This window comes from Xanthomonas sacchari (genome assembly GCF_040529065.1).
Lineage (GTDB): Bacteria > Pseudomonadota > Gammaproteobacteria > Xanthomonadales > Xanthomonadaceae > Xanthomonas_A > Xanthomonas_A sacchari.
In genome coordinates this window covers 621,638-642,031 of record NZ_CP132343.1, presented here as the reverse complement: position 1 = coordinate 642,031, position 20,394 = coordinate 621,638, and the positions used below count along the sequence as shown (strand labels likewise).

Here is a 20,394-nt window from a genome sequence, read left to right as displayed (position 1 = left end):
CTCCGCCGCATCAGATCGACGCGAGAATGTGCTCGCGCAACCAACGGTGCGCCGGATCGCGGTGCACGCGCTCGTGCCAGAGCATGGCCATCTCGTAGCCGGGCAGTTCCAGCGGCGGCGCGCACACCCGCAGGCCGGGCTGGTCGCGCACCAGGCGCTCGGGCAGCATCGCCACCAGGTCGCTGCGCTGGAGCGCGGCAACGACGAACTGGAAGTGCGGCACCGACAGCACCACCCGGCGCTGCAGGCCGCGCGCGCGCAACGCCGCATCGGTGACGCCGCTGAAACCGCCACCATCGGGCGAGACGATGACATGCTCGAGCGCGCAGAACTGGGCCAGGCTCGGGCGACGTCGCAACCGCGGATGGCCGGCCCGACCGACCAGCACGTAGTGTTCGGCGAACAGCGTGCGCCGGCGCAGGCCGGGCGGCGCGTCGGCGACGGTGTGCAGGGCCAGGTCGATCTGGCCCTGTTCGGCCTGCTGTGCGATCGTCGGCGGCGCCAACTGCAATACCGCCAACGTTGTCCCCGGCGCCACCCGGCGCAAGGCGTCGATCGCCGGCAGCAGCACGGTGGAAGCACCATAGTCGCTGGCCGCCACCCGCCACAGCGTCTGCGCGCGCGCCGGATCGAACGGCGCGTCCGGCGCCACCGCCTGCTGCAGCGCCTGCAAGGCCTCGCGCAACGGGGCGCGCAGCGCTTCGGCGCGGGCGGTGGGGCGCATGCCGCGCGGCCCCGGCAGCAGCAACGGATCGCCCAGCGCCTCGCGCAGCTTGGCCAGGTGCACGCTGACCGACGGCTGCGACAGATGCAGGCGCGCCGCGGCGCGGGTCACGTTGTGCGTGTCGAGCAACGTGTCCAGGGTCAGCAGAAGATTGAGGTCCAGGCGCCGCAGATCAACCATGGCAATAGCGACTATCAAGGCAATTCATTTCCACTATAGCGAAGCGCGGCCTAGCGTGGAGACCTTCCCTCACCGAGAACCTGCATGAACGTCCTGCTGGTCTATGCCCATCCCGAACCCGCCTCGCTCAATGGCGCCCTCAAGCAGGCGGCGGTACAACGCCTGCACGACGCCGGCCATCGCGTGCAGGTGTCGGACCTGTATGCGATGGACTGGAAAACCACCGTCGACGCGCAGGACAGTCTGGACGGTGCCGCAGACGCGCGCTTCGATCCTTCGCGCGACTCGCAGCGCGCCTTCGCCAGCGGCCGCCAGCGCGCGGACATCGCCGCCGAGCAGGACAAGCTGCGCTGGGCCGACGCGCTGCTGCTGCAGTTCCCGCTGTGGTGGTTCTCGATGCCGGCCATCCTCAAGGGCTGGGTGGACCGGGTGTATGCCTGCGGCTTCGCCTACGGCGTCGGCGAACACTCCGACACGCACTGGGGCGATCGCTATGGCGAAGGCACGCTGGCCGGCAAGCGCGCGATGCTGATCGTCACCGCCGGCGGCTGGGAATCGCACTACGCGCCGCGCGGCATCAACGGGCCGATCGACGACCTGCTGTTCCCGATCCAGCACGGCATCCTGCATTACCCCGGGTTCGACGTGCTGCCGCCGTTCGTGGTCTACCGCAGCGGCCGCATGGATGCGGCGCGTTTCGCGCAGACAAGTGCTGCCCTGGGCGAACGCCTGGATACTTTGTTCAGCGCCGCGCCGATCGCCTTTCGCAAGCAGAATCACGGCGACTACGCGATTCCGGCGCTGACGCTGCGGGAGGAGTTCGCGCCCGGCCGCAGCGGCTTCGGCATCCATGTGCTCGACGCGGACGCGCAAGCGACAACGATATCCGACCACACAGCATCGACGCCGGCGACGTAGGCGCGGTGCCGACAGCGCACCTGTAGGATGCAGGCGACCGCCACTCCGTTGGAGCCGCCGCGCCGATGCCCACCGCCGTCTTCGTCCGCCTGCTGACCGTGTGCGCAGCCGCCCTGCTCGGCGCCTGCGCCACGCAGGCGCCACGCATGCCCGAGCGCACGCCCAGCGAGGTCAAGGCCGACATCGCCCGGCGTATCCCTGCCACGGTACCCGACCGCCGCGGCTGGGCCGACGACGTCTACGTGGCCCTGGCATCGCAGAGTCTGGGCACCAACGCCGAGAACATCTGTGCGGTGCTGGCGGTGATCGAACAGGAATCGACCTACCAGACCAACCCACCGGTGCCGGGACTGGGCAAGATCGCCCGGGCGGAACTGCAGCGGCGCGCAGCGGCGGTGCATGTGCCGGCGTTCGCGCTGGATGCGGCGCTCACGCTGCGCGGGCCGGATGGACGCAGCTATGCCGAGCGCCTGGCTGCCGCGCGTACCGAACAGGATCTCAGCACGATTTTCGAGGACATCGCCGGCAGCGTGCCGCTGGGCCAGCGCCTGTTCGGCGATCTCAACCCGGTGCACACGGCCGGGCCGATGCAGGTGAGCATCGCCTTTGCCGAAGCGCACACCGACGGCTACCCGTACCCGCTGAGCGACGGTGTGCGCCACGCGGTATTCACCCGCCGCGGTGGCATCTGGTTCGGCACCCGCCACCTGCTCGGCTACCCCAACGAGGCGGCGATGCTGTACCGCTTCGCCGACTTCAATGCCGGCTGGTACGCCAGCCGCAATGCCGCGTTCCAGGCCGCGCTGGCGCGTGCCAGCGGCATCTCGCTCGCCCTCGATGGCGATCTGCTGACGCCAGGCGCCGACCTCGACACGCCCGGCGCCACCGAGCGCGCCGCACGCAGCCTGAGCACGCAACTGGGCATGGACGCGCGCACCATCCGCCGCGAACTGCAACGCGGCGGCGAAGCGGATTTCGCCGACAGCGCGCTGTATCGCCAGGTGTTCGCGCTGGCCGACCGAGATGCCGACAAGCCACTGCCACGCGCGGTGCTGCCGGGCATCGCCCTGGAAAGTCCGAAGATCACCCGCAAGCTCACCACCGCCTGGTTCGCGCAGCGCGTGGCCGAGCGGTGGCAGCGCTGCCTGGCCAAGTGATCGCCGCGACACGCCGATGGCAGTGCACTACTTCGGTTTGCGCAGCGCTATCAGCGACCAGCCCGTGGCGCTGGCCAGCGCCAGCAACACGAGGCAGAGCACGCTGTCCCACGCGATCGAGAACCAATAGTCGCCTGGATCGGTCGCCAGCAGATAGATCCGTTTCGGCCCGGCTCTCGGTACGCCAATGTAGACGCCGCTCTGCAGCGCTTTCGCCAGCAGGTACAGCTTCATCGCGGCGCACGCCACCATGACCACGGCCATCAGCATCAACACCGGCCGTTCCAGACGCGCGACCAGCCGTTGCAGGCGCGTGGGTGTCGGCATTGGCGGGGGCGGTCGTCGTTGGCGTTTACCCATGGCCTCCTCGCCTGCACTAGGCACTGCAGTCTAGAGCGATGCCGGAGAACGCCGGCACAACGCGCCGCAGCGCACACCGCGACGTGCCTGCGCCGAAGCGCAGCACTAGGCAGCTGTGCGCTGCCCTGGCGTGCCGAGCAGGCCGATGCGGCGGAACCACAGTTCCAGCGGCACCGTGACCAGCGGCGGCAGCGCCGCCAGCAGGCTCAACGCCCACGCCCACCAGGGCCAACGCAACCGCAACGCCGCGAACAGACTGGCGACCACGTACAGCAGGAACGCCACGCCATGCAGACGGCCGAACAGCCACACGCCCAGCTCGGTGGTCTGGGTGCCGTACTTGAGCACCATACCGAGCAACAGGCCGGCCCAGGTCAGGCCTTCGAACACGGCGGCAGCGGCGAACAGCCGGCCCACCGGCGACAACGGACGGGAAGAAAACAAGGACACACGCGACTCCAGTGAGGAAACGAGGCCGCGACGCGATGGCGGCGGCGACGCCCGCTGGCAGTTGCATTGTAGAGCGTGTCCTTGCGCGTGGCGCACAGGCGCGACGCGGCCACGGCGAGCGCGGCATAGGTGCACCCACCGCACCGATCCATCACCGCGTGGCCGGCGGTGCGCCGCAGCGCACCGCGGCAGTCCTCAGCGACGCTGTTCCAGCACAGCCACGTCATCGGGTGCCAGCTGCACCGTGTCGTTGCTCGGCGCCGGACCCAGCAGCGCGCGCATCGACGCCGGCAGCCGCACGGTGTGCGCGGTGGCGCCGTGGTTGATCAGCACCACGATGCGGCGCGCGCCATCGCTGCGCACGCCCACTTCCACATCCTCCGGCACGTCGGCCAGCGGCGCCTGCACGTCGGCGTCGCGCAGCCAGTCGCCGGTGAGGCGATCCAGCGTGGCGTCGTCGAACCAGCCACCGACATAGCTGATGCGACCCTTGCCGACGCGCCGGGTCAGCAACGCCGGCGCACCGTCCAGCCAGCCGTTGGCCGTGCCGTAGTGCAGTGGCGCGGTGGTGTCGGCGGCAGTGGCCTGCAACTGTTCGGCCCAGATTTTGGCGCTGCCGTCGGCGCCCGCACCGACCAGCGGGATCGGCTTGTCCAGCGCATAGAACTGCTCCACGCGTCCGCCGAGCAACGCCGCCAGCGGACCGGGCTGGCGCTGCGGATGCAGGCCGTTGTCGATGTTCTTCATGCCGCTGCGCGGCCCCAGCACCAGATGCCCGCCGTGTTCGACATAGGCCTTCAGCCGCTGTGCCTGCGCCTCGGTCAGCACGTTCAGCGCCGGCGCTACCACCAGCTTGTAGCGCTCCAGCGGCGCCATCGTCGAGACCACGTCGACCACCTGTGCCTGCTGCCGCAGCGGACGGTAGAAGCTTTTCATCTGCACGACCGGATCGAAGTCGGCCGCGTGCTTCTGGAAGCCGATCGCCCAGCGGCTGTCGAAGTCGTTGATCAGCGCCACCTGCGCCTGCGGCGTGGTGCCGGCCAGCGCCGGCCCGGCCTTGGCGAACTCCGCGCCGACCTGCTGGATCTCCGCATACACCGGCACCGGCTCACCATCGGCGCCGACCAGGGTGCCGTGGTATTCCTCCTGCCCGTTGGGTGCGGCGCGCCACTGCCAGTACGACACCGCATCGGCGCCATGCGCCACCGCCTGCCACGCCATCGCGCGCACCTGGCCCTTGCGCAGCGCCACGTTGGTCGCGCGCCAGTTGACGAAGCCCGGCTGGGTCTCCATCACCCAGTAGTTGCGGTGCTTGTAGCCGCGGGTCAGATCGTGGCGCGCCGCATTGTCCACCCAGTCATAGCGCTCGCCGGCGACGTAGTCGTCCCAGGCGGCGATGTCGAGCACGCTGTGCACGGTGTAGGCGTCGAAGCCGGCGAACCAGCCCATGGTGTTGATGGTGATGAACTGGCGCGGATCGGCATGCGGGCGGATCGCGTCGATCTGGTTGCGCGAATAGTCGGCCCAGGTGTCGCTAACGAAGCGCTTCCACTCCAGCAGCAGCGCCGGATTCTCCTCGTCCTCGCGCACCGGGATCTGCGCGAAATCGTTGTAGGTCTGGCTCCAGTAGGCGGTGGCCCAGCGCTGGTTGAGCGCGTCGATGTTGACGTACTTGCGCTGCAGCCAGGCATGGAACTGCGCCTTGGCCTCGGGATCGAACGAGGACTGCGCGTACTCGTTGTCCAGTTGCCAGCCGACCACGTGCGGGTTGTGCCCGTAGCGCTGCGCCATCTGTTCGGCGATGGCATGCGCGAAGCGCCGGTAGCGTGCGCTGGCGAAGGAGAACTGCTGGCGGTTGCCGTGCTCGTCGCGCACGCCGTCCTGGCTGACCCGCAAGGTATCCGGATAGGCCTGGGTCAACCACGCCGGCGGCGCCGCGGTCGGCGTGCCCAGCACCACCACCATGCCGTGGCGCGCGGCCGCGGCGATGGCGCGATCCATCCAGTCGAAGTCGTACTGCCCCTCGCGCGGCTCCATCCGGCTCCAGGCGAACTCGCCGATCCGCACCACGCGCACGTGCGCCGCCTGCATCAGCGCCAGATCGCGCTCCCATTGCGCCTCCGGCCACTGCTCCGGATACCAGGCCACGCCCAGCAACAGCGGCGCGACGTCGCGATAACGGGTGGCCTGCGCCTGCGCGAGCATCGGCAGGCAGAGCAGGATCGACAGCATCGCAGCGAACAGGGCAACGCCGCAGCGTTGCGGAACACGGAACAGTGGCATGCGCAACACCTTCGCAAGAGGAAACGCCGGCACGCCCCCCTGCGCTGTGCCGGCGCCTGCATTGTGCGCAGTTTTGCCATGCGCGCACTTGTGCATCTTGCGGCGTTTGCACGCGCAACTGCGCACAATCCGCACGCCGTACCTCACGCCGCAGCCGGATGATGCACCGCGCTGCACGCATCGTGCAGCGCGACGCAGGCGCTGATGTGGATTGAGGAGACGTTAGCGCTTGGGGTGCGCCGCCGGTCTCACTTGCCGGCTTTGGACGACCGCGACATTGAAATGGTCATCTGCGCTGGCTAGCGTCACGCCTCCCCCAACCGCTGGAACCACCATGAAGACCCCTCGTTTGCTCGGCACCTTGCTCGCCGCAGCCGCCACGCTGTTCTCGGCCGGCACCGCCCTGGCACAGACCGTCACCGTGACCCCGAGCGAGGTCCACCAGACCATCCAGGGCTTCGGCGGCATGAACGGCGCCGGCTGGATCGCCGACCTCACGCCGGCCCAGGTCGACCTGGCCTTCGGCAGCGACACGGGGCAGATCGGCCTGTCGATCATGCGCATGCGCATCGATCCGTCCAGTTCCGGCTGGAGCCAGCAGGTGCCGTCGGCGGTGCGGGCCCGCGCGCACGGCGCGGTGCTGCTGGCCACGCCGTGGTCGGCGCCGGCCTACATGAAGTCCAACAACAGCCTCAACAACGGCGGCAAGCTGCTGTCGCAGTACTACGATGCCTATGCCAAGCACCTGCTGGATTTCACCGCCTACATGGACAGCAAGGGCGCGCCGATCTACGCCCTGTCGCTGCAGAACGAGCCGGACTGGCATCCGGACTACGAGTCGGGCGACTGGAACGGCACCGACTTCCTCAACTTCATCAGCGCCCAGGGCGCGAAGTTCGGCAAGTTCAAGCTGCTCGCCGCCGAGTCGCTGGGCTTCAACACCGCACTGACCGACCCGGTGCTCAACAGCAGTGCCGCCCAGTACCTGTCCATCGTCGGCGGGCACCTGTATGGCGTGCAGCCCAAGGACTACCCGCTGGCGCGCAGCAAGGGCAAGCAGCTGTGGATGACCGAGCACTACACCGACAACACCGACGGCAACGCCTGGCCGTCGGCGCTCGGCGTGGGCAGCGAACTGCACAACAGCATGCTCGCCAACTACAGCGGCTACATCTGGTGGTACATCCGGCGCAGCTACGGGCTGATCGCCGAGAACGGCACGGTGAGCAAGCGCGGTTATGTGATGTCGCAGTTCGCGCGGTTCGTGCGTCCGGGCTCGGTGCGCATCGGCGCCACCGCCGCGCCGTATAGCGATGTCGCGGTCAGCGCCTACAAGACCCCGGGTGGCAAGCTGGTCCTGGTGGCGGTCAACACCGGCACCCAGCATCGGCAGCTCACCGTGCGCGTGCCCACCGGCAGCGCCACCGCATTCACCAAGTACAGCACCTCGTCCACCCTCAACGTCGGCTACGGCGGCAAGTACAGCGTCGCCTCGGGCCAGACCGTGGTCTACGTCGATCCGCAGAGCGTGGCGACGCTGGTCGGCGAGTGATCTGCGCGATGGCTTGAGTCGGTCGGATCGACCCGCGGCAGCCGAGCGCTGCCGCGGGTTGGTTCTACCTGCTGCCTGGTTGCGCCGTCGCGGCACCGCGCCTTGCGCGTCGGCGCCGCGATACGGGCCAGCGATCAGCCCAGCTTGGCCAGGAACCCGAGCAGCGCCTGATTGAACTCCTCGGCATGGCTGGTGTTGCAGCCATGCGGCGCATCCTTCAGCAGCACCACGTCGCTGCCGGCGATGACGCGATGGGTGCGCTGGCCCGAGCCCTCGTACGGCACGGTCGCGTCGGCATCGCCGTGCAGCACCAAGGTCGGCACGTCGACCTTCTTGAGATCCTCGCGGAAGTCGGTGGTGCCGAACGCCCCCATGCAGCCCAGCGCCGCAGTCTGGTCGCTCTGCAGGCACAGCGCGATCGCTTCCTGGCGCTGCGCCTCACTCACCTTCAGCGTGCCGTGGGCGCTGAAGAAGCCGCGGGTGAAGTCGTCGAAGAAGGTCTCGCGCGAGGCTTTCAGCCCCTGCTCCATCTCCTGCGCCTGCTCCTTGCTCAGCGGCCCTTCCGGGTTGTCCTCTGTCTTGAGCATGTACGGCGGCACCGCGGAAGCGAACACCACGCCGGCAAGCTTGTCGGTGCCGTGCCGCGCCACGTAGCGCGCCACCTCGCCACCGCCCATCGAGAACCCGACCAGCACCGCGTCGCGCAGCTGCTTGTCCTCGATGATGCCGGCCAAGTCGTCGGCCAGGGTGTCGTACTCGTAGCCGTCGGCCGGCTTCTCGGAACGGCCGAAGCCGCGACGATCGTAGGCGATGACCCGGTAGCCGGCCTGCTGCAGCGGCCCGACCTGGTCCTTCCACGCCTCGGCCGACAGCGGCCAGCCGTGGATCAGGATCACCGGACGACCGGCACCGCCGGTATCTTCGACATGCAGACGGACGCGTGCGCTGGTGGCAGCCATGGGCAGGACCTCGTGGTGGGGAGTCGCGACAGCTTCCACTGCCGCATGTCCGGCCCGCGTGAGGGCGATGTGTCGGGTGATTTAACGCCGCGCGAAAGCGCTCAACCGATCCGCGACACGGCGCGCGTCAACTGCGCCAGCGCGTCCCGCGCAATGCTGTGGAAGGCCGCGGACACATGCACGTCCTCGATGACACGCTCCCAGAACGGCACCGCCATGCCGGCCGCTGCACGCCAGTCGTGGCGCTGGCCTGGGGTCGACAACGTGCAGGCTCTGCATCCACCAGGCTCAACCAGCCATTGCGCGGCAACTACGGCGCGAACAGCCACCAGTCAATGCGCCAGGCCGCATCCTCCCGGAACACGACACGGAGCCGCGCCAACGCGTACGTCGGGCCTCGCCTGCCTGCGATCGAATAGATGCATGAATAGATAATCGAATGGCACCGGGCAAGGTCTCGCCTGTTTTTCTGGGTCTTTTTGCATCCATGCGCCAATCCAGAGCGCCAGCCGTGAATAGATTGAAGAATAGATACTCGCGCCGACCGGTCGCTTCGATGCATCGAAGCGACCCGGTCGCGAGCGCCAGCTGACGCTCGCTCGATCAATCGATCAGCGCGGTCACGCAAGCGCGCCGGACATCACGTCCAGTTGTCGTTGCCGAAGTCGCCGTCGTCCTGGAAGTCCTGGCCCATGTCCTGCTGCGGCGTGTCGTCGTAGTAGTTGTTGGTGATGTTCTCGACCACCGTCTCCTGCGGCGCGCCGCCGCCGAACAGGCCGCCGCCGTGGTGACCGCCCAGCAGGCTTTCCACGCCCTCGAACAGGAACATGCCGCCAGCCACGCCGGCCGCCGTGGTGGCTGCGGTGCTAAGGAAGCTGGGGCCACGCGCGGCGGCCGGTGCCGGCGTCGGCTCCGCGGCCGCAGCGCCACCGCCGAACCATCGCTCGCGCCAGCCGGGCGCACCGGCGCCCGCGACGCCTGTGGCGGCGGGCGCCGGGGGCAACGGCGGCGGCGCCGCATTGAAGCCCTGGCCCAGGAAGCTGGCCGGCGGCGGTGGCGGCGCGGCCTGCTGCTGCAACTGCGCGATCTGCGCCTTGGCGGCCTCCAGCGCGTGCTCCAGCAGCAAGGTGCGCTGTACCAGCAGATACGCGGCATCGGGTTGATCGGCCAGGCGCGCGTGGATCAGCGCGTCGGCCTGCGGATCTTTGGCCACCCCGCCGGCGCTGCGCAGGCGCGCCAGGAAGTCTTCGAGAAGCTGCTGTTCTTGCGGAGTCATACCCGTACCTGGATGCGATGACCGGCCCAGTGCCGGCACGGCACGGTATGGGCATGGCCCGGCGCAGGCCAAGGGTGCGTCCGAGCTCCGGTGTATCGGCATTCATCAATCACGCGCGCCGGGAAAACCAGCCCGGCGGCCGCACTGGCGAACTCCGACATTCTTCCGACAACGCGCGCCAGGTACGCCACCACTCCAAGCGCAGACGCCCTGATTATTCCGCGTCGATGTCCGAACTGGAGGAGGACGTCGCATGCGGCAGCCGCGCCGCCCACATGTTGTCGACCAGATTCGGATACGGGCGGCCGTTCTCCTCGGCACGCTGCTTCGCCGCTTCCTTCTGCGACGGTGACAGCGGCTGGCTGCGCTGACCGCGCGGATTCGGTTTCTTCCATGGAGGCGTCTTGGACGAGGGCATGGGCGTCACGGTGGGCGGAGAGGAGCCATCGTGATCCGGCCATGCGTGCGTGCAGGGTGAAGGTGCCAGCGGTCGGCTGTGCCGACACTTAGCCGTTCAACATCTTGCCGGCGGAGGTGCGGCACTCCCCCCTTCGTCATTACATCAAACTCGCCAGACACCGGCTTGCTTGGCGATCCTCGCACTTCACGACGCGTAAGATTGCACCGCGCCAACTCGAGCCCACACCGCATCACCTCCACCATTGCCAGCCAACTGAGCGGAAGCCAATATCGGCGTCGCCGAGCGATGGTTGGAATTGTTTACTCACCAGAATGTATATGAGCAAGCAGCACACAGACATCAGCAAGTTCCTCAGCTTTGTGCTTCGCCACGAGCCACAGGCCGCTGGCATTACCCTCGACAGCGAAGGCTGGGCGGAGGTCGATGCGTTGATCGCAGGTGCTGCGCAAAGCGGCAGGACGCTCGACGCAGACCTCATTCGTGCCGTGGTGGACAGCAGCGACAAAAAACGTTTTGCGCTCTCGGAAGATGGCAGGCGCATCCGTGCCGTACAGGGCCATTCGACCGATAGCGTCGCCATCCAGTACGACGCCAAGGTGCCGCCGGAGTTCCTCTACCACGGCACCGCCACACGGTTTCTGGACGCGATCCTGGCCGAGGGCTTACGCGCGGGCCAACGGCATCATGTGCATCTGTCGCAAGACATCGCGACCGCGACCGCAGTCGGGCAACGTCATGGCAAGCCGGTTGTCCTGAAAGTCGAAGCCCTGCGAATGCACCAGCAGGGCTTTGCCTTCTTTCAGGCGGACAATGGCGTCTGGCTCACCCAGGCAGTTCCGAGCAGCTTTCTTTCGGAAATCTAGTTCCTGTGGCTATCTCGCTTGGGCACCCATACCGCGTGTGCGACTGGGCAGGAATGCCCAGGGCCGCATAATCCTTTGCTCCGATTTGGCAGGCGTTACAAGACGATCCCTGCATTACTCCGAATCCACCCCCGCCAGCGCGAACACCCAGCGCGGCACCACGGGTTCGCCGGCATAGAAGTCCTTCGGCTTGTCCTCGGCCATCGCCCAGCGGTGCAGCCAGCTGATCCCGCCAGGGCCGGTGTAGCCCTCGGCGTGGGTATAGGCGGGATCGCGCAATGCCTCCTCCAGGCCGATGAAGGCGTAGCCGCGGCGGCGCGTGGCCGCGACCAGCTCGGGGAAAGCAGCGGCGTTGAGTGCGTTGGCGTGCATCAGCCACACCTGCGGGATGCGGCGGCCGAACAGGGCCTGCGATTCGTGCTCGAAGAAATCCAGCTTGTTGAGCATGTACGGCACGTAGCCCTTGCGCAGGCGCAGCAGCATGGCGTCGCGCGCCGGGCCTGCCGGCTCGTCCAACACATGCGCGTAGGCGAACGCCCACACCCACTCGCCGCTGTCCACGGTGACCGGCGCGATGCGGTAGCCATGCGCGGCCAGGAACGCGTTGACCGCCTCGCGGTCGGCAACGCTGCGGCCGGTGGCCAGATACGGATGACGGAACCATTGCAGCGGCTGGCCACGTTCCGCGAGCAACGACCGCAACGTGCGCTCGCCACGCACGATCGCGTCTTCGTACGCCGGCACGCCCACCTGGTGTAGGTTCACGTGGCCGTAGGTGTGGTTGCCCAGCGCATAGCCGGCATCCAGCCAGTCGCGCAGCATCGCCACGCGTTGCGGCTGCACCTGGCCGTCCTGCTCAAGCTTGTCCTCGTTGACGAAGCCGACGATGGGCACCTGCGCCTGCCGCAGCGAGGCCATCAATTGCGCGTGCAGTGCCGGCAATTGCGCCGGCGGTATCTGCTCGATGCGCTGCCACGGCAGGTCGTCGATGGTCACCGCGATGCGGCGCGTGTCTTCCTGGGCCTGGGCGAGTGCTGTGACACACAGCAGGGCCGGCAACAGCAAGCGACGAAGGAATTTCATCGAATACCCCTGAGATTGGGTGGCCAGTCTATACGGACGGCAGCCGCATCCGGCGTGGCACCTGTACCACACGCGACATCCGGCCCGTTCAGTACTTCAACGCATCCGCCGTCGGCGCCAGTGGCGCGAAGCGCGCGTCGCTGAAATCGTGCAGCAACTGGAAGGCCTGCTCGCCCCGCTGCGCCACTTCGTGGAAGTCGCTCTTGCGCAGACGATAGAGCCTACCCTCGTGCGCGAACACCAAGTCGCCGCCATCCCAGTCGGCCCAGTCGCTGCCCGGCAGGTCGACCAGCACGGTGCCGTCGCGGTCCAGCACCCGGTGATCCTGGCCATACCAGGCATGGTTTTCCTGGCCGACCGCATGCAGCAGCGACTGCAGGCGGCGGCCATTGGCGCCGAGCTTCTCGCGCACGCGCGGGCGGCTGAAGCGGAACAATGCACCGCTGCGCAGTCCGCCATGTGCGCCCTCGCCGTCGTCGCGTAGCTGCCAACCATCGCGCTCGCGCAACACGCCATCGATCGGCTCGTCCTCGCCGCCGCCCGAATGCGTGCCGAACGGCCGCACCTGCAGATGGTGCGGCAAGTGGAAACCGGCCGGCATCGGAAAAGGATCCCGCCCCTCGCGTGGCCGGTGGTTCAACAACAAGGTCCGCTCGTCCTCGAACATCCCGCCGCCGCCCCAGCTATCGCCCTTCGGCCACAGCGCCAGCGCAGTGAAGAACGGCGGCCGCGACAGCGCGGTCCAGGTGCCGAAGTCGCCGCGCTGCTTGGAGGCGAAATGCACCAGCAGCCGCCCCGACGGCGACAGATCACAGCGCCGCTCGTAGATGCGGCCCTTGAACCACTGGCCGTGCACGAAGGTGTCCTCGCGCAGATCCCAGTGGATCAGCTGCACCTGCTTGCTCGGCCCGCGGCGGAAGATCACGCCGGTGCGGGCGTCGCGCGCCAGCAGGGCGAACAGGCGGGTCGCTGGCGGGCGCTGCGACATTGAGGATTGTGCGGACTCCATCTGCGGATCTCCTCGCAGGACACGGCTGTCACAGTGGCAGACCCGCGGCACGGCGACAATCGCTGCCGGCACGCCGCATCGGCGACGCGCATGGCGCAACCCATGTACGCAAACGGCGGGCCACCCGGGCCCGCCTCTACCGCGTCGCGCTACTTGGCGATCACCGACGTTCCCGACGGCACCATGTAGCAGGCCTGCGCCTTGGCACAGGCCTCGGCGTTGATCTCGGCGATCTGGCTGGCCAGGTACTGCTCCGGGGTCAGGCCCATGCGGTTGCGGTAGGCGTTGTCCGCATCGGCCTTGGCCACCTGCTCCTGCTCGCGCTGGCGCTCGGCGGTGGTGGCTTCCACCAGGGTCTTGACCCGCTGCTGCTGCGCCGCGGTGAGGTTCATCTGCTGCAGCACGTCGGGATTGGGACGGGCGCGGCCGAGGGTGATGTTCTGGATCTGAATCGGCAGGCCCTGCTCCTTGACCAGGGCGCGCACGTTCTCGGTGACCGAGTCATCGATCTTCCGTGCCGTGTCCGGGTAGCTCATCATCCGCGTCATGTCGTAGCGCTTGACCTGGTCGCGCACGATCGCCGCGTACTGGCTGGCGACGTTGTTCTTGAACCAGTCCTGGCCGAAGCCGGACAGCAGCCGCGCCGGCGCGGTGATGCGGTATTGGATCTGCGTGGAGAAGTCCAACAGGATGTTGTCGCTGGACGAGAAGTCGTCGAACGCCACCTGCACCGTCTGCGGCGTGGTGTCCACGTACACCGCCGACGTCGTCATCCACGTATAGGTGCGGCCGGGATCGCGCACGTCGTCCAGACGGATGCCACCCTTGCCGAACAGCAGCGGTTTATCCACCAGCACCGCCTGCTGCCCCGGATCGGGCGAGACCACGGTGCAGCCGCACAGCAAGGCCGCCACGGCGGCGGCCAGCAGGAAATGTTGCATCGATGTCCCCCTGAAGAGACGGCGCCGCGCGCCGTCGTGTGCGGGGGATGCTAGCGCATCGTGGGGGTGCAAGGCATCTGCTTGTTTGCCGACGCCAAGCAGGCGCCACTCCTCTCGCGCCGCGTCCTGCGCCCAAGGCTGACGCCGGCAGGCTGAAGCTCAGAAGACGTCAGCCTCAGTGTCTCGAACTGGCAGGCGCAATCGCGCGACACTGTGCGAGCAACGCCGCACCGGCGGGGCTTTCCCTCGTCATGGGAAGGTTGCCAAAGGCTTGGAGCACCTCGGTCCGCACACGTTCGGCGCTCTCGGATGAATCGACAAGATGCGGATCGTCCGACGCCACGCCGAAGCCCGGCAGCGCCGAAGGCTCCAGATGTCCCAATGCCACCAGTTGCCCGCACAGCCCGTAGTGGTAGGCGGCGTACTCGTCCCCAGCCAGCGGCACGTCGCCAGCGGCGAACATGCCCACGTGGAAGCCCTCATGCGCCACCAGATCGGCGACGTTGGCCAGCGTCGCCTCTTCGCTCTGCAGCACTGGGGCGACGAGGACGAGCTTCGGCCCTCTGCCCACCCTGTAGAAGGTCGCCTGGTAGTCCACCCGACTGGGCACGACGAGCAACGTGATGGCGATGTTCTGCACGTGCGACTGGGTGCTGACCAACACGAGCGCCTCGGAGGCGACGCGGCAGATCCGCTCAGGCGCGCGCTCCATTCCCTTGGCAAAGGCCACCTTGATGCGGCGATCGCTGCAGACGATGCGTTTTTCGAAGTGCACGGGCTGCGCGCGCCCCTGCGTCGCGACCTGAGAGCGTGTCAGGAACAAGCCCATCCCATTGATCGCACTGTGCTTGTTCATGCCCTCGACGGAGAGGCGTGGTACATCCGCCGCCAGCGCTTGCATGCAGATGGGTGCCATCCAGATGCATTGGAAGGCCAGCAGATGCGCCAAACTGCACCTGCGCACGATGTGCTGCAACCTCATGACCGAGTCAACTCGCATCGAAAGCCGTTCCCTGAGGCGCGTGGTCTAGAGGCCGTTGGTGCCCAGCAGCCTGTGGCACGAATGATCCAGCGGGAAGAAAGAGCATAGGCAACCTGTAGATTCGGCAGGACATCTACATCAGGTTCGAGTAATCGCCGATCTGATTGCAGATCTCCACAGGCGGCTCGGCCAACTCCACCAACCGGCGCTTGCGGGCCGCTGTGTCGCTCTTCGGTGACACGATGCGATACAGCAGATACAGGCGGCCCTGCACCTGCCAAAGACCAAACGTGGAGAGCTCTGAGAACTGGTATGCCGTGTCGTCCAGCCGATGTGCAGTGAAGTTGCATTCGGCATAGCTGCCCGACCCACAACTGGCATCGAGCGACCGCAAGCCGGCCCTTCCTCGCAGGTCGAAATGATAGGTAAGTCCCACCTCGCTCTCTATGATCGTTGGCGCGATCTGCTGCGCAGACAACGATCCACGACGATCCCAATCGGTGGCTTGCTTACAGATTGCGTCTCCAGAGCCTGCTGCCGCGGCTTCGCTGGTAGAGACGTTGGCGCATCCGACCAAGAAGAAGCCGGTCAGCCCCAGCCAACAGCTTAGTTTCGCCATCGCTCCCTCCCGCTCCGGCGCCAGTGAAATAGCAGGTCTGGTTGACCTCCCACCAAAACGTAGCCGAGCGCGTGGAGCACTGTCCATCTCCGCCAGCTTGACCTGGCCTACCAAGGGCCGCTTTTGGCTCACTCAAGGGCCGTCTGGCAGAAGTGCGCCATCGCTAGCCCCTCAGGTGCGTCTTTGGTCACCATCTCATCCCGCATGAATTGCATGAGGTCTTTCGTCACCGAAACGCCCGCAACGTTCGACGCCTTGACGCTGCCAGAAACGCCTTCGGCGTGCTGTGGAAACGCAACGGAAGGGAGCTCCTTGCTCCTCACCCATCCCAGTGCCTGCAGTTGCGCGCATGCACCCATCGTGTAAGCCAGGCGCTCTTCCTCTTGCATTTCGGATGTCGTGCCGCTGAGGCCACGCAGTAGGTGGAATGTTTCGTGTGCCGTCGTAGAGACGACATTCGCGGCGGCCAGATCACGTTCCTTGTCTAATGCGAATGCATAACGCGCGCTTGCGCTGGCCGCCGTTGCCAGCGACGATGTGCGGGCAATGAGTTGTTGACCGGGACTGATCAGATCCACAGTCAGCTTCAACTCCAGGTCGGGCAAGTCGGACGCAACGACGGCGTACTGAAGTGCCGCCAGCACTGCACCACAGGCCGGCACAGCATGGGGCTCTGCACTCTCCTGTCGTCGCAAGGCGACGTGCAGCGTTCCGCTGCGACACTCGTCAGTGACAGCGAACTTTTCGGCCGCGCGTGCGCTACCAGGCAACACGCTCACGGTTCTGACGACGAACACCGGCCCGATCCTGGTCACCGCCGTGGCGTGCGCGCCCTCTTTGGCAATCAGGTTGGCAGGTGGCACCTCGATCGAGGCGCAGGCTGGCAACAGCAAAAGCGCCGTGGCCAGTGCGATGGCGCAGACGTGCCACCGCACCGCACGCACGGCATCCCGTGTCAGCGTGAGGTCGATGGCCACTGCTGGCCCAGCGCCGCCACCGCGCGTTCGAGCACAGGGTCCTTGCCGTCGCGTAGGTCGGCGCGGGTCGGTGCGGCCACGATGTCCGGCAGCACGCCGACGCCGACGAAGTCGGTGCCGTCGGGGTAGCTGTCGCGTTTGACGCAGATCCGCGCCGAACCGCCGCCGGGCAGGGCCAGCAGCAGCGGTTGGCCGGTGCTCCCGCCGGTCGCCTGCCCCACCAATGGGCCGCGCCGCATCAGCCGGAACACCGCCGCCGTGTCCTCGCCCGCGGAGAACGTGCCCGCATCCACCAGCATCGCCACCGGGCCGGAATAGGCGTTCGGTTCGGGTGCCACCGGCTCTTGTTGCACCGGCCGCCACTCGATCAGCCTGGCCCCGCGTGCCTGCGCCAGCGACGAGCCGTTGTCGCGCTCGACAGAGCGCAGCGATGGCAACGGCGCCGCGGCGATGTAGCGCAGGATCTGCAAGCCGAACCACGTGTTGCCGCCACCATTGCCGCGCAGGTCCAGGACCAGTCCGCGCGCGGCACGCACGCGCGGCAGTGCCTGCTTGAGCGCCTGCAGGCTGGCATCGTTCTCCAACTGCGGCACACGCAGCACCGCCACGCCATCGCGGCGAATGCGCAGCAGCGGCGCCTCCGGCACCTTCATCGTGGCATAGCCGCTGCGCGCGGCACGCACCTCGCTGCGGCGCCCGTCGGCGTGCTCCACCGATAGCCGCACCGGGGTGGCGGCATCGCCGGCCAGCAAGGCGTAGGTATACATGCGCAGCTGCAGGTCTTGCGGGGTGGAACTGCTGAGCTGCGGACGCACCACCCGCTGCGCGTACTGCTCCACCGGCTCGCCATCGATCGCGAGGATGCGGTCACCGCGTGCCACCCCTTGGCGGCGCAGCGCGGCATCACTGACCGAGGTCACCACCACCTCCCCGTCCAGCCAGGCCGTCCGCAGCCCGGGACGGGCATACCAATGGTCCTCCAGCTCCTTGGGTGGCAGGATCCCGGTGTGTCCGTCGTGCAACTGCGCCAGGAACCGTGCCAGCACACGGTAGTAGGCGTCGGTATCCGCCGCGCGCTGGACCAGCGGCAGCGTCTCCAGGTACAGGAGGTCCCAGTCCAGGTTGGGCACATGGTCGAACCAGACGAAGCGATCGCGCGCGGCCATCCACACCTGCGACAACCCGGCCACGCGCTGGGCTTCGGTCAGCTGCGCGGCATAAGGCACCGCGATCGCGGGCGCCGTGGCGTCGCGCACCGCCAGCGCTTCGTGGCGCCGGACCTCGGCCAGGCGCGGATCGTCCAACAACGCCGCCGTCGCCGGGTCCTTGTCCACCACGAAGTCGATCAACCCCTCATGCCAGGACATCGCGTCCAGGGCGCGCCAAGCCGCCACCGCCGCGTCGCGGTCGCCGAGCCACACCTGCACCCGCACCAGATCGCCCAGCAGGTTCAGGCGGCGGAAGCGCAGCGTCTTGCTGCCCTCGGCGAGCGCTGCAACCGTCGGATCGTCCAGATACTGCAAGCCCTGCTGCAGGGCATCGCGTGCCTGCAGCAGGTCCTCACGCGTGCTCTTGGCGCCGTGCTCGCTGAGCTGACTGGCCCGGTCGCGGAACGCGGTGGCCCGTGCATAGGCCTGATCGGCCGGCGTTTCCGCCGCCCCCACCGACGGCAACAGCAGCAACCACAACAACGCACCCCATCCGTAGCTTCGCATCGCACCCTCGCGCTCGAGCGTTTGAATCGTAGGACGCAGTATCAGACATCTGCTGCACGCGAGCATCTGGACGACGCTGGGCCGCTGCGGCGACCAAGGGACACGAGCCTGTCATGAGCCGCGCTCCCCTTTGCCCGGCTCGTCGCCAGGGAGGGTTAACTGCGATCCACTAGCGGCATCGCGACCCTGGCGCATCCAGCGCCAAACGATTGAGCTCCTGATTCCTAATCGCAATCCTTGGATGCCGGCGCCACCTCGACCGGGGTCACTTGTCCATCCGGGTTCACGCGATTGACCGCCAGTACACAGACCGAATTGCGGAAATCGAGGTTCAACGCAACCTCATAGTCGGCACCCGCCTGCGGAACGAAGGTCGATGTCAACAAGGCGCCGCAGCTCCGTCCAAGATTGAATCCTGGCGCCTGGCTCCAGTGTGCAGGCGAACTGGCGCCAGCCTCGACGACAACGGGCTTGCCTGCTTCCAGCGCAAGCTCCTTGTAGAACGGCTTGGAGCCGATCATCTTGCGGTCCTGCAAATTCCTGGTGTTCTGTGTCTCCGGGATGCCAATCCCCTCGTTCTTCACTGAGCCGAACAGCGAACCGAACGCACTGCCAAGCGATCCGGATACGCGGATCTTTTCGCCATACTTGGCCGTACACACGGCATCCTTGTACAACACGATGCCAACACCATTTTGACCGAACAGGCGAATTCGCGCTCCGGCAGATGCCGCTTGCGGCGTAGGCTCCTGGCAGAAGGCAGGCATCGCATATGCGCTGGCGAGCATTGCCAGCAAAATCCCATTACGTACTTTCAAAGCATTCCCCTGTTGGGTCGATGGTTTCTCAGACAGCCACGCATAACGGCAGAAGCCAGCATTTCTTGACGCAGTTTTCCTAAAAAGTTCTTGTAATCGGACCCAGCGCACGCCAACTCAGTGAATCTCTCCCCTGGCTGCGCTGCTGGCTGCGCCAGCCGTACTGCGCATTCCACTTGTCGCCGGGCTGATCGGCTATCGGTGGCTCGGACCAGCGCAGCGCTAGTGCTTGACGCACGATCGCGTCGCCGGCTAAAGAGCGCTCATCGAAGTCATAGCTGACGAACCGACATGGCAACGACGTTTCCTGGGTCGAAGGGGTGGCTAGCCGGCGCCGGAATCGCGCTGCTGGCCACGGCCACCTGTTTGGCACAGCAACCGGCCGGTGCGGCCTGGCTTGCAGCCCACAATCAGCAGGCTATTGCCCCTACCACGCATTCCGCAGCCGATAGCCCCTTGCCGCCGGGCGAGTACATCACTGACAAGGGCTGGGGTCGCCTGCTGATCAAGCAGCAAAACGGAATATTGACCTTCTCCCTGGAAAGCACCACGGGGGAAGACGTGTGCGAGCTGAATGGCGCGATAGAGGGACACACCGGCGTCGCCAAGGGGAACAAGGGCCAACCCACCTGCCAGGTGAAGTTCGCCAGTACGCCGCAGGGCATTGACGTAGCGGCCGCCACGCCCACCGAATGCAAGACGTTCTGCGGCTACAACGGAGATTTCGAGGCGCCCTACCTGCGGGTCAAGGATGGCTGTGGCCGGGACGCGCTGGACCGCACACGGACGACCTTCCAGCGTCTCTATGATGCGAAAGACTACAAGGCGGCGCTCGCCACATTGTCGCCAGTCGTGCCGAGTTGCCTGCCGACGCTGGAATGGGAAGACGAAGGCGCCGTTCGTAACGATCTGGCCATCACCCAGTACAAAAATGGCCTGTATGCGCAGTGCCTGTCCACACTCGACAAGTATGCGGAGGACGCCGCCAAGGACGACGACGCGGCCGTGGAAGGATGGACGCCAGTGCTGGCGGACCGCTACCTGGCCATCGTGCGGGCAGCGAGAACCAACATCGGCTTGTGCCGCAAAGGCGTAATGAAGCGCTAG

The 20,394-nt window shown here is 67.0% G+C and carries 20 protein-coding genes; 5 read left to right on the top strand and 15 right to left on the bottom strand.

All coding sequences use genetic code 11. The features are described 5' to 3' along the window. Positions 1-10: 10 nt before the first annotated feature. A complete protein-coding gene (locus RAB71_RS02750; RefSeq protein ID WP_010340288.1) occupies positions 11-904 on the bottom strand; it encodes a LysR family transcriptional regulator in 894 nt (297 codons plus the stop codon). 84 nt (positions 905-988) lie between these two features. Between RAB71_RS02750 and RAB71_RS02745 the strand changes: the two genes are divergently transcribed. Next, entirely contained in the window at positions 989-1,822 is an 834-nt protein-coding gene (locus RAB71_RS02745) for an NAD(P)H-dependent oxidoreductase (RefSeq protein WP_010340287.1), read from the top strand. Positions 1,823-1,887: 65 nt separating this feature from the next. After that, on the top strand, positions 1,888-2,979 hold the full coding sequence (locus RAB71_RS02740) for a DUF1615 domain-containing protein (protein WP_010340286.1): 1,092 nt from the start codon (positions 1,888-1,890) through the stop codon (positions 2,977-2,979). A gap of 27 nt (positions 2,980-3,006) precedes the next feature. Here RAB71_RS02740 and RAB71_RS02735 read toward each other — a convergent pair whose 3' ends face one another. From RAB71_RS02735 to RAB71_RS02725, 3 genes are all read right to left on the bottom strand, one after another. Further along, positions 3,007-3,306, bottom strand: a complete 300-nt coding sequence (locus RAB71_RS02735) for a hypothetical protein (RefSeq protein WP_010340285.1) — start codon at positions 3,304-3,306, stop codon at positions 3,007-3,009. Between the two features lie 138 nt (positions 3,307-3,444). After that, positions 3,445-3,765: a DUF3817 domain-containing protein gene (locus RAB71_RS02730; protein WP_029561718.1), complete on the bottom strand. Its 321-nt coding sequence runs from the start codon at positions 3,763-3,765 to the stop codon at positions 3,445-3,447. A gap of 219 nt (positions 3,766-3,984) precedes the next feature. After that, a complete protein-coding gene (locus tag RAB71_RS02725; RefSeq protein WP_010340283.1) occupies positions 3,985-6,072 on the bottom strand; it encodes a beta-galactosidase in 2,088 nt (695 codons plus the stop codon). Positions 6,073-6,406: 334 nt separating this feature from the next. Between RAB71_RS02725 and RAB71_RS02720 the strand changes: the two genes are divergently transcribed. Beyond that, positions 6,407-7,624, top strand: coding sequence for a glycoside hydrolase family 30 beta sandwich domain-containing protein (locus tag RAB71_RS02720; protein ID WP_050946509.1), 1,218 nt, complete (start codon positions 6,407-6,409; stop codon positions 7,622-7,624). 134 nt (positions 7,625-7,758) lie between these two features. On the opposite strand, the gene RAB71_RS02715 is transcribed toward RAB71_RS02720, so the two are convergent. The 3 genes from RAB71_RS02715 to RAB71_RS02705 all read right to left on the bottom strand — a co-directional run bounded on the left by RAB71_RS02715 (position 7,759) and on the right by RAB71_RS02705 (position 10,277). Beyond that, a complete protein-coding gene (locus tag RAB71_RS02715; RefSeq protein ID WP_010340281.1) occupies positions 7,759-8,583 on the bottom strand; it encodes an alpha/beta fold hydrolase in 825 nt (274 codons plus the stop codon). A 640-nt stretch (positions 8,584-9,223) separates the two neighbouring features. Continuing rightward, positions 9,224-9,859, bottom strand: a complete 636-nt coding sequence (locus RAB71_RS02710; RefSeq protein WP_104609599.1) for a DUF2076 family protein — start codon at positions 9,857-9,859, stop codon at positions 9,224-9,226. Positions 9,860-10,073: 214 nt separating this feature from the next. Continuing rightward, positions 10,074-10,277 carry a hypothetical protein gene (locus RAB71_RS02705; RefSeq protein ID WP_010340127.1) on the bottom strand — a complete coding sequence of 68 codons (204 nt, stop codon included), beginning with the start codon at positions 10,275-10,277 and terminating at the stop codon, positions 10,074-10,076. 320 nt (positions 10,278-10,597) lie between these two features. Here RAB71_RS02705 and RAB71_RS02700 point away from each other — a divergent pair, with 320 nt between their 5' ends. Next, positions 10,598-11,143, top strand: coding sequence for an RNA 2'-phosphotransferase (locus RAB71_RS02700; protein WP_029561686.1), 546 nt, complete (start codon positions 10,598-10,600; stop codon positions 11,141-11,143). A 114-nt stretch (positions 11,144-11,257) separates the two neighbouring features. Here RAB71_RS02700 and RAB71_RS02695 read toward each other — a convergent pair whose 3' ends face one another. The 8 genes from RAB71_RS02695 to RAB71_RS02660 form a co-directional block, all read right to left on the bottom strand. Then, positions 11,258-12,226: a polysaccharide deacetylase family protein gene (locus RAB71_RS02695; protein WP_029561687.1), complete on the bottom strand. Its 969-nt coding sequence runs from the start codon at positions 12,224-12,226 to the stop codon at positions 11,258-11,260. 88 nt (positions 12,227-12,314) lie between these two features. After that, complete coding sequence (locus RAB71_RS02690) at positions 12,315-13,214, bottom strand: hypothetical protein (RefSeq protein WP_010340130.1); 900 nt, start codon at positions 13,212-13,214, stop codon at positions 12,315-12,317. Between the two features lie 170 nt (positions 13,215-13,384). Then, positions 13,385-14,164 (bottom strand): SPFH domain-containing protein, encoded by a 780-nt coding sequence (locus tag RAB71_RS02685; RefSeq protein WP_029561688.1) that lies wholly within the window; start codon positions 14,162-14,164, stop codon positions 13,385-13,387. A gap of 187 nt (positions 14,165-14,351) precedes the next feature. After that, on the bottom strand, positions 14,352-15,125 hold the full coding sequence (locus tag RAB71_RS02680) for a hypothetical protein (protein ID WP_234006525.1): 774 nt from the start codon (positions 15,123-15,125) through the stop codon (positions 14,352-14,354). A gap of 166 nt (positions 15,126-15,291) precedes the next feature. Next, a complete protein-coding gene (locus RAB71_RS02675) occupies positions 15,292-15,777 on the bottom strand; it encodes a hypothetical protein (RefSeq protein WP_234006524.1) in 486 nt (161 codons plus the stop codon). A gap of 128 nt (positions 15,778-15,905) precedes the next feature. Then, positions 15,906-16,754: a hypothetical protein gene (locus RAB71_RS02670; protein ID WP_010340134.1), complete on the bottom strand. Its 849-nt coding sequence runs from the start codon at positions 16,752-16,754 to the stop codon at positions 15,906-15,908. Continuing rightward, positions 16,733-18,469 carry a S41 family peptidase gene (locus RAB71_RS02665; protein WP_138985688.1) on the bottom strand — a complete coding sequence of 579 codons (1,737 nt, stop codon included), beginning with the start codon at positions 18,467-18,469 and terminating at the stop codon, positions 16,733-16,735. The genes RAB71_RS02670 and RAB71_RS02665 overlap by 22 nt, the downstream gene beginning before the upstream one ends. 224 nt (positions 18,470-18,693) lie before the next feature. Continuing rightward, positions 18,694-19,236, bottom strand: coding sequence for a hypothetical protein (locus tag RAB71_RS02660; RefSeq protein ID WP_234006641.1), 543 nt, complete (start codon positions 19,234-19,236; stop codon positions 18,694-18,696). A gap of 342 nt (positions 19,237-19,578) precedes the next feature. Between RAB71_RS02660 and RAB71_RS02655 the strand changes: the two genes are divergently transcribed. Further along, complete coding sequence (locus RAB71_RS02655; protein WP_081481857.1) at positions 19,579-20,394, top strand: hypothetical protein; 816 nt, start codon at positions 19,579-19,581, stop codon at positions 20,392-20,394.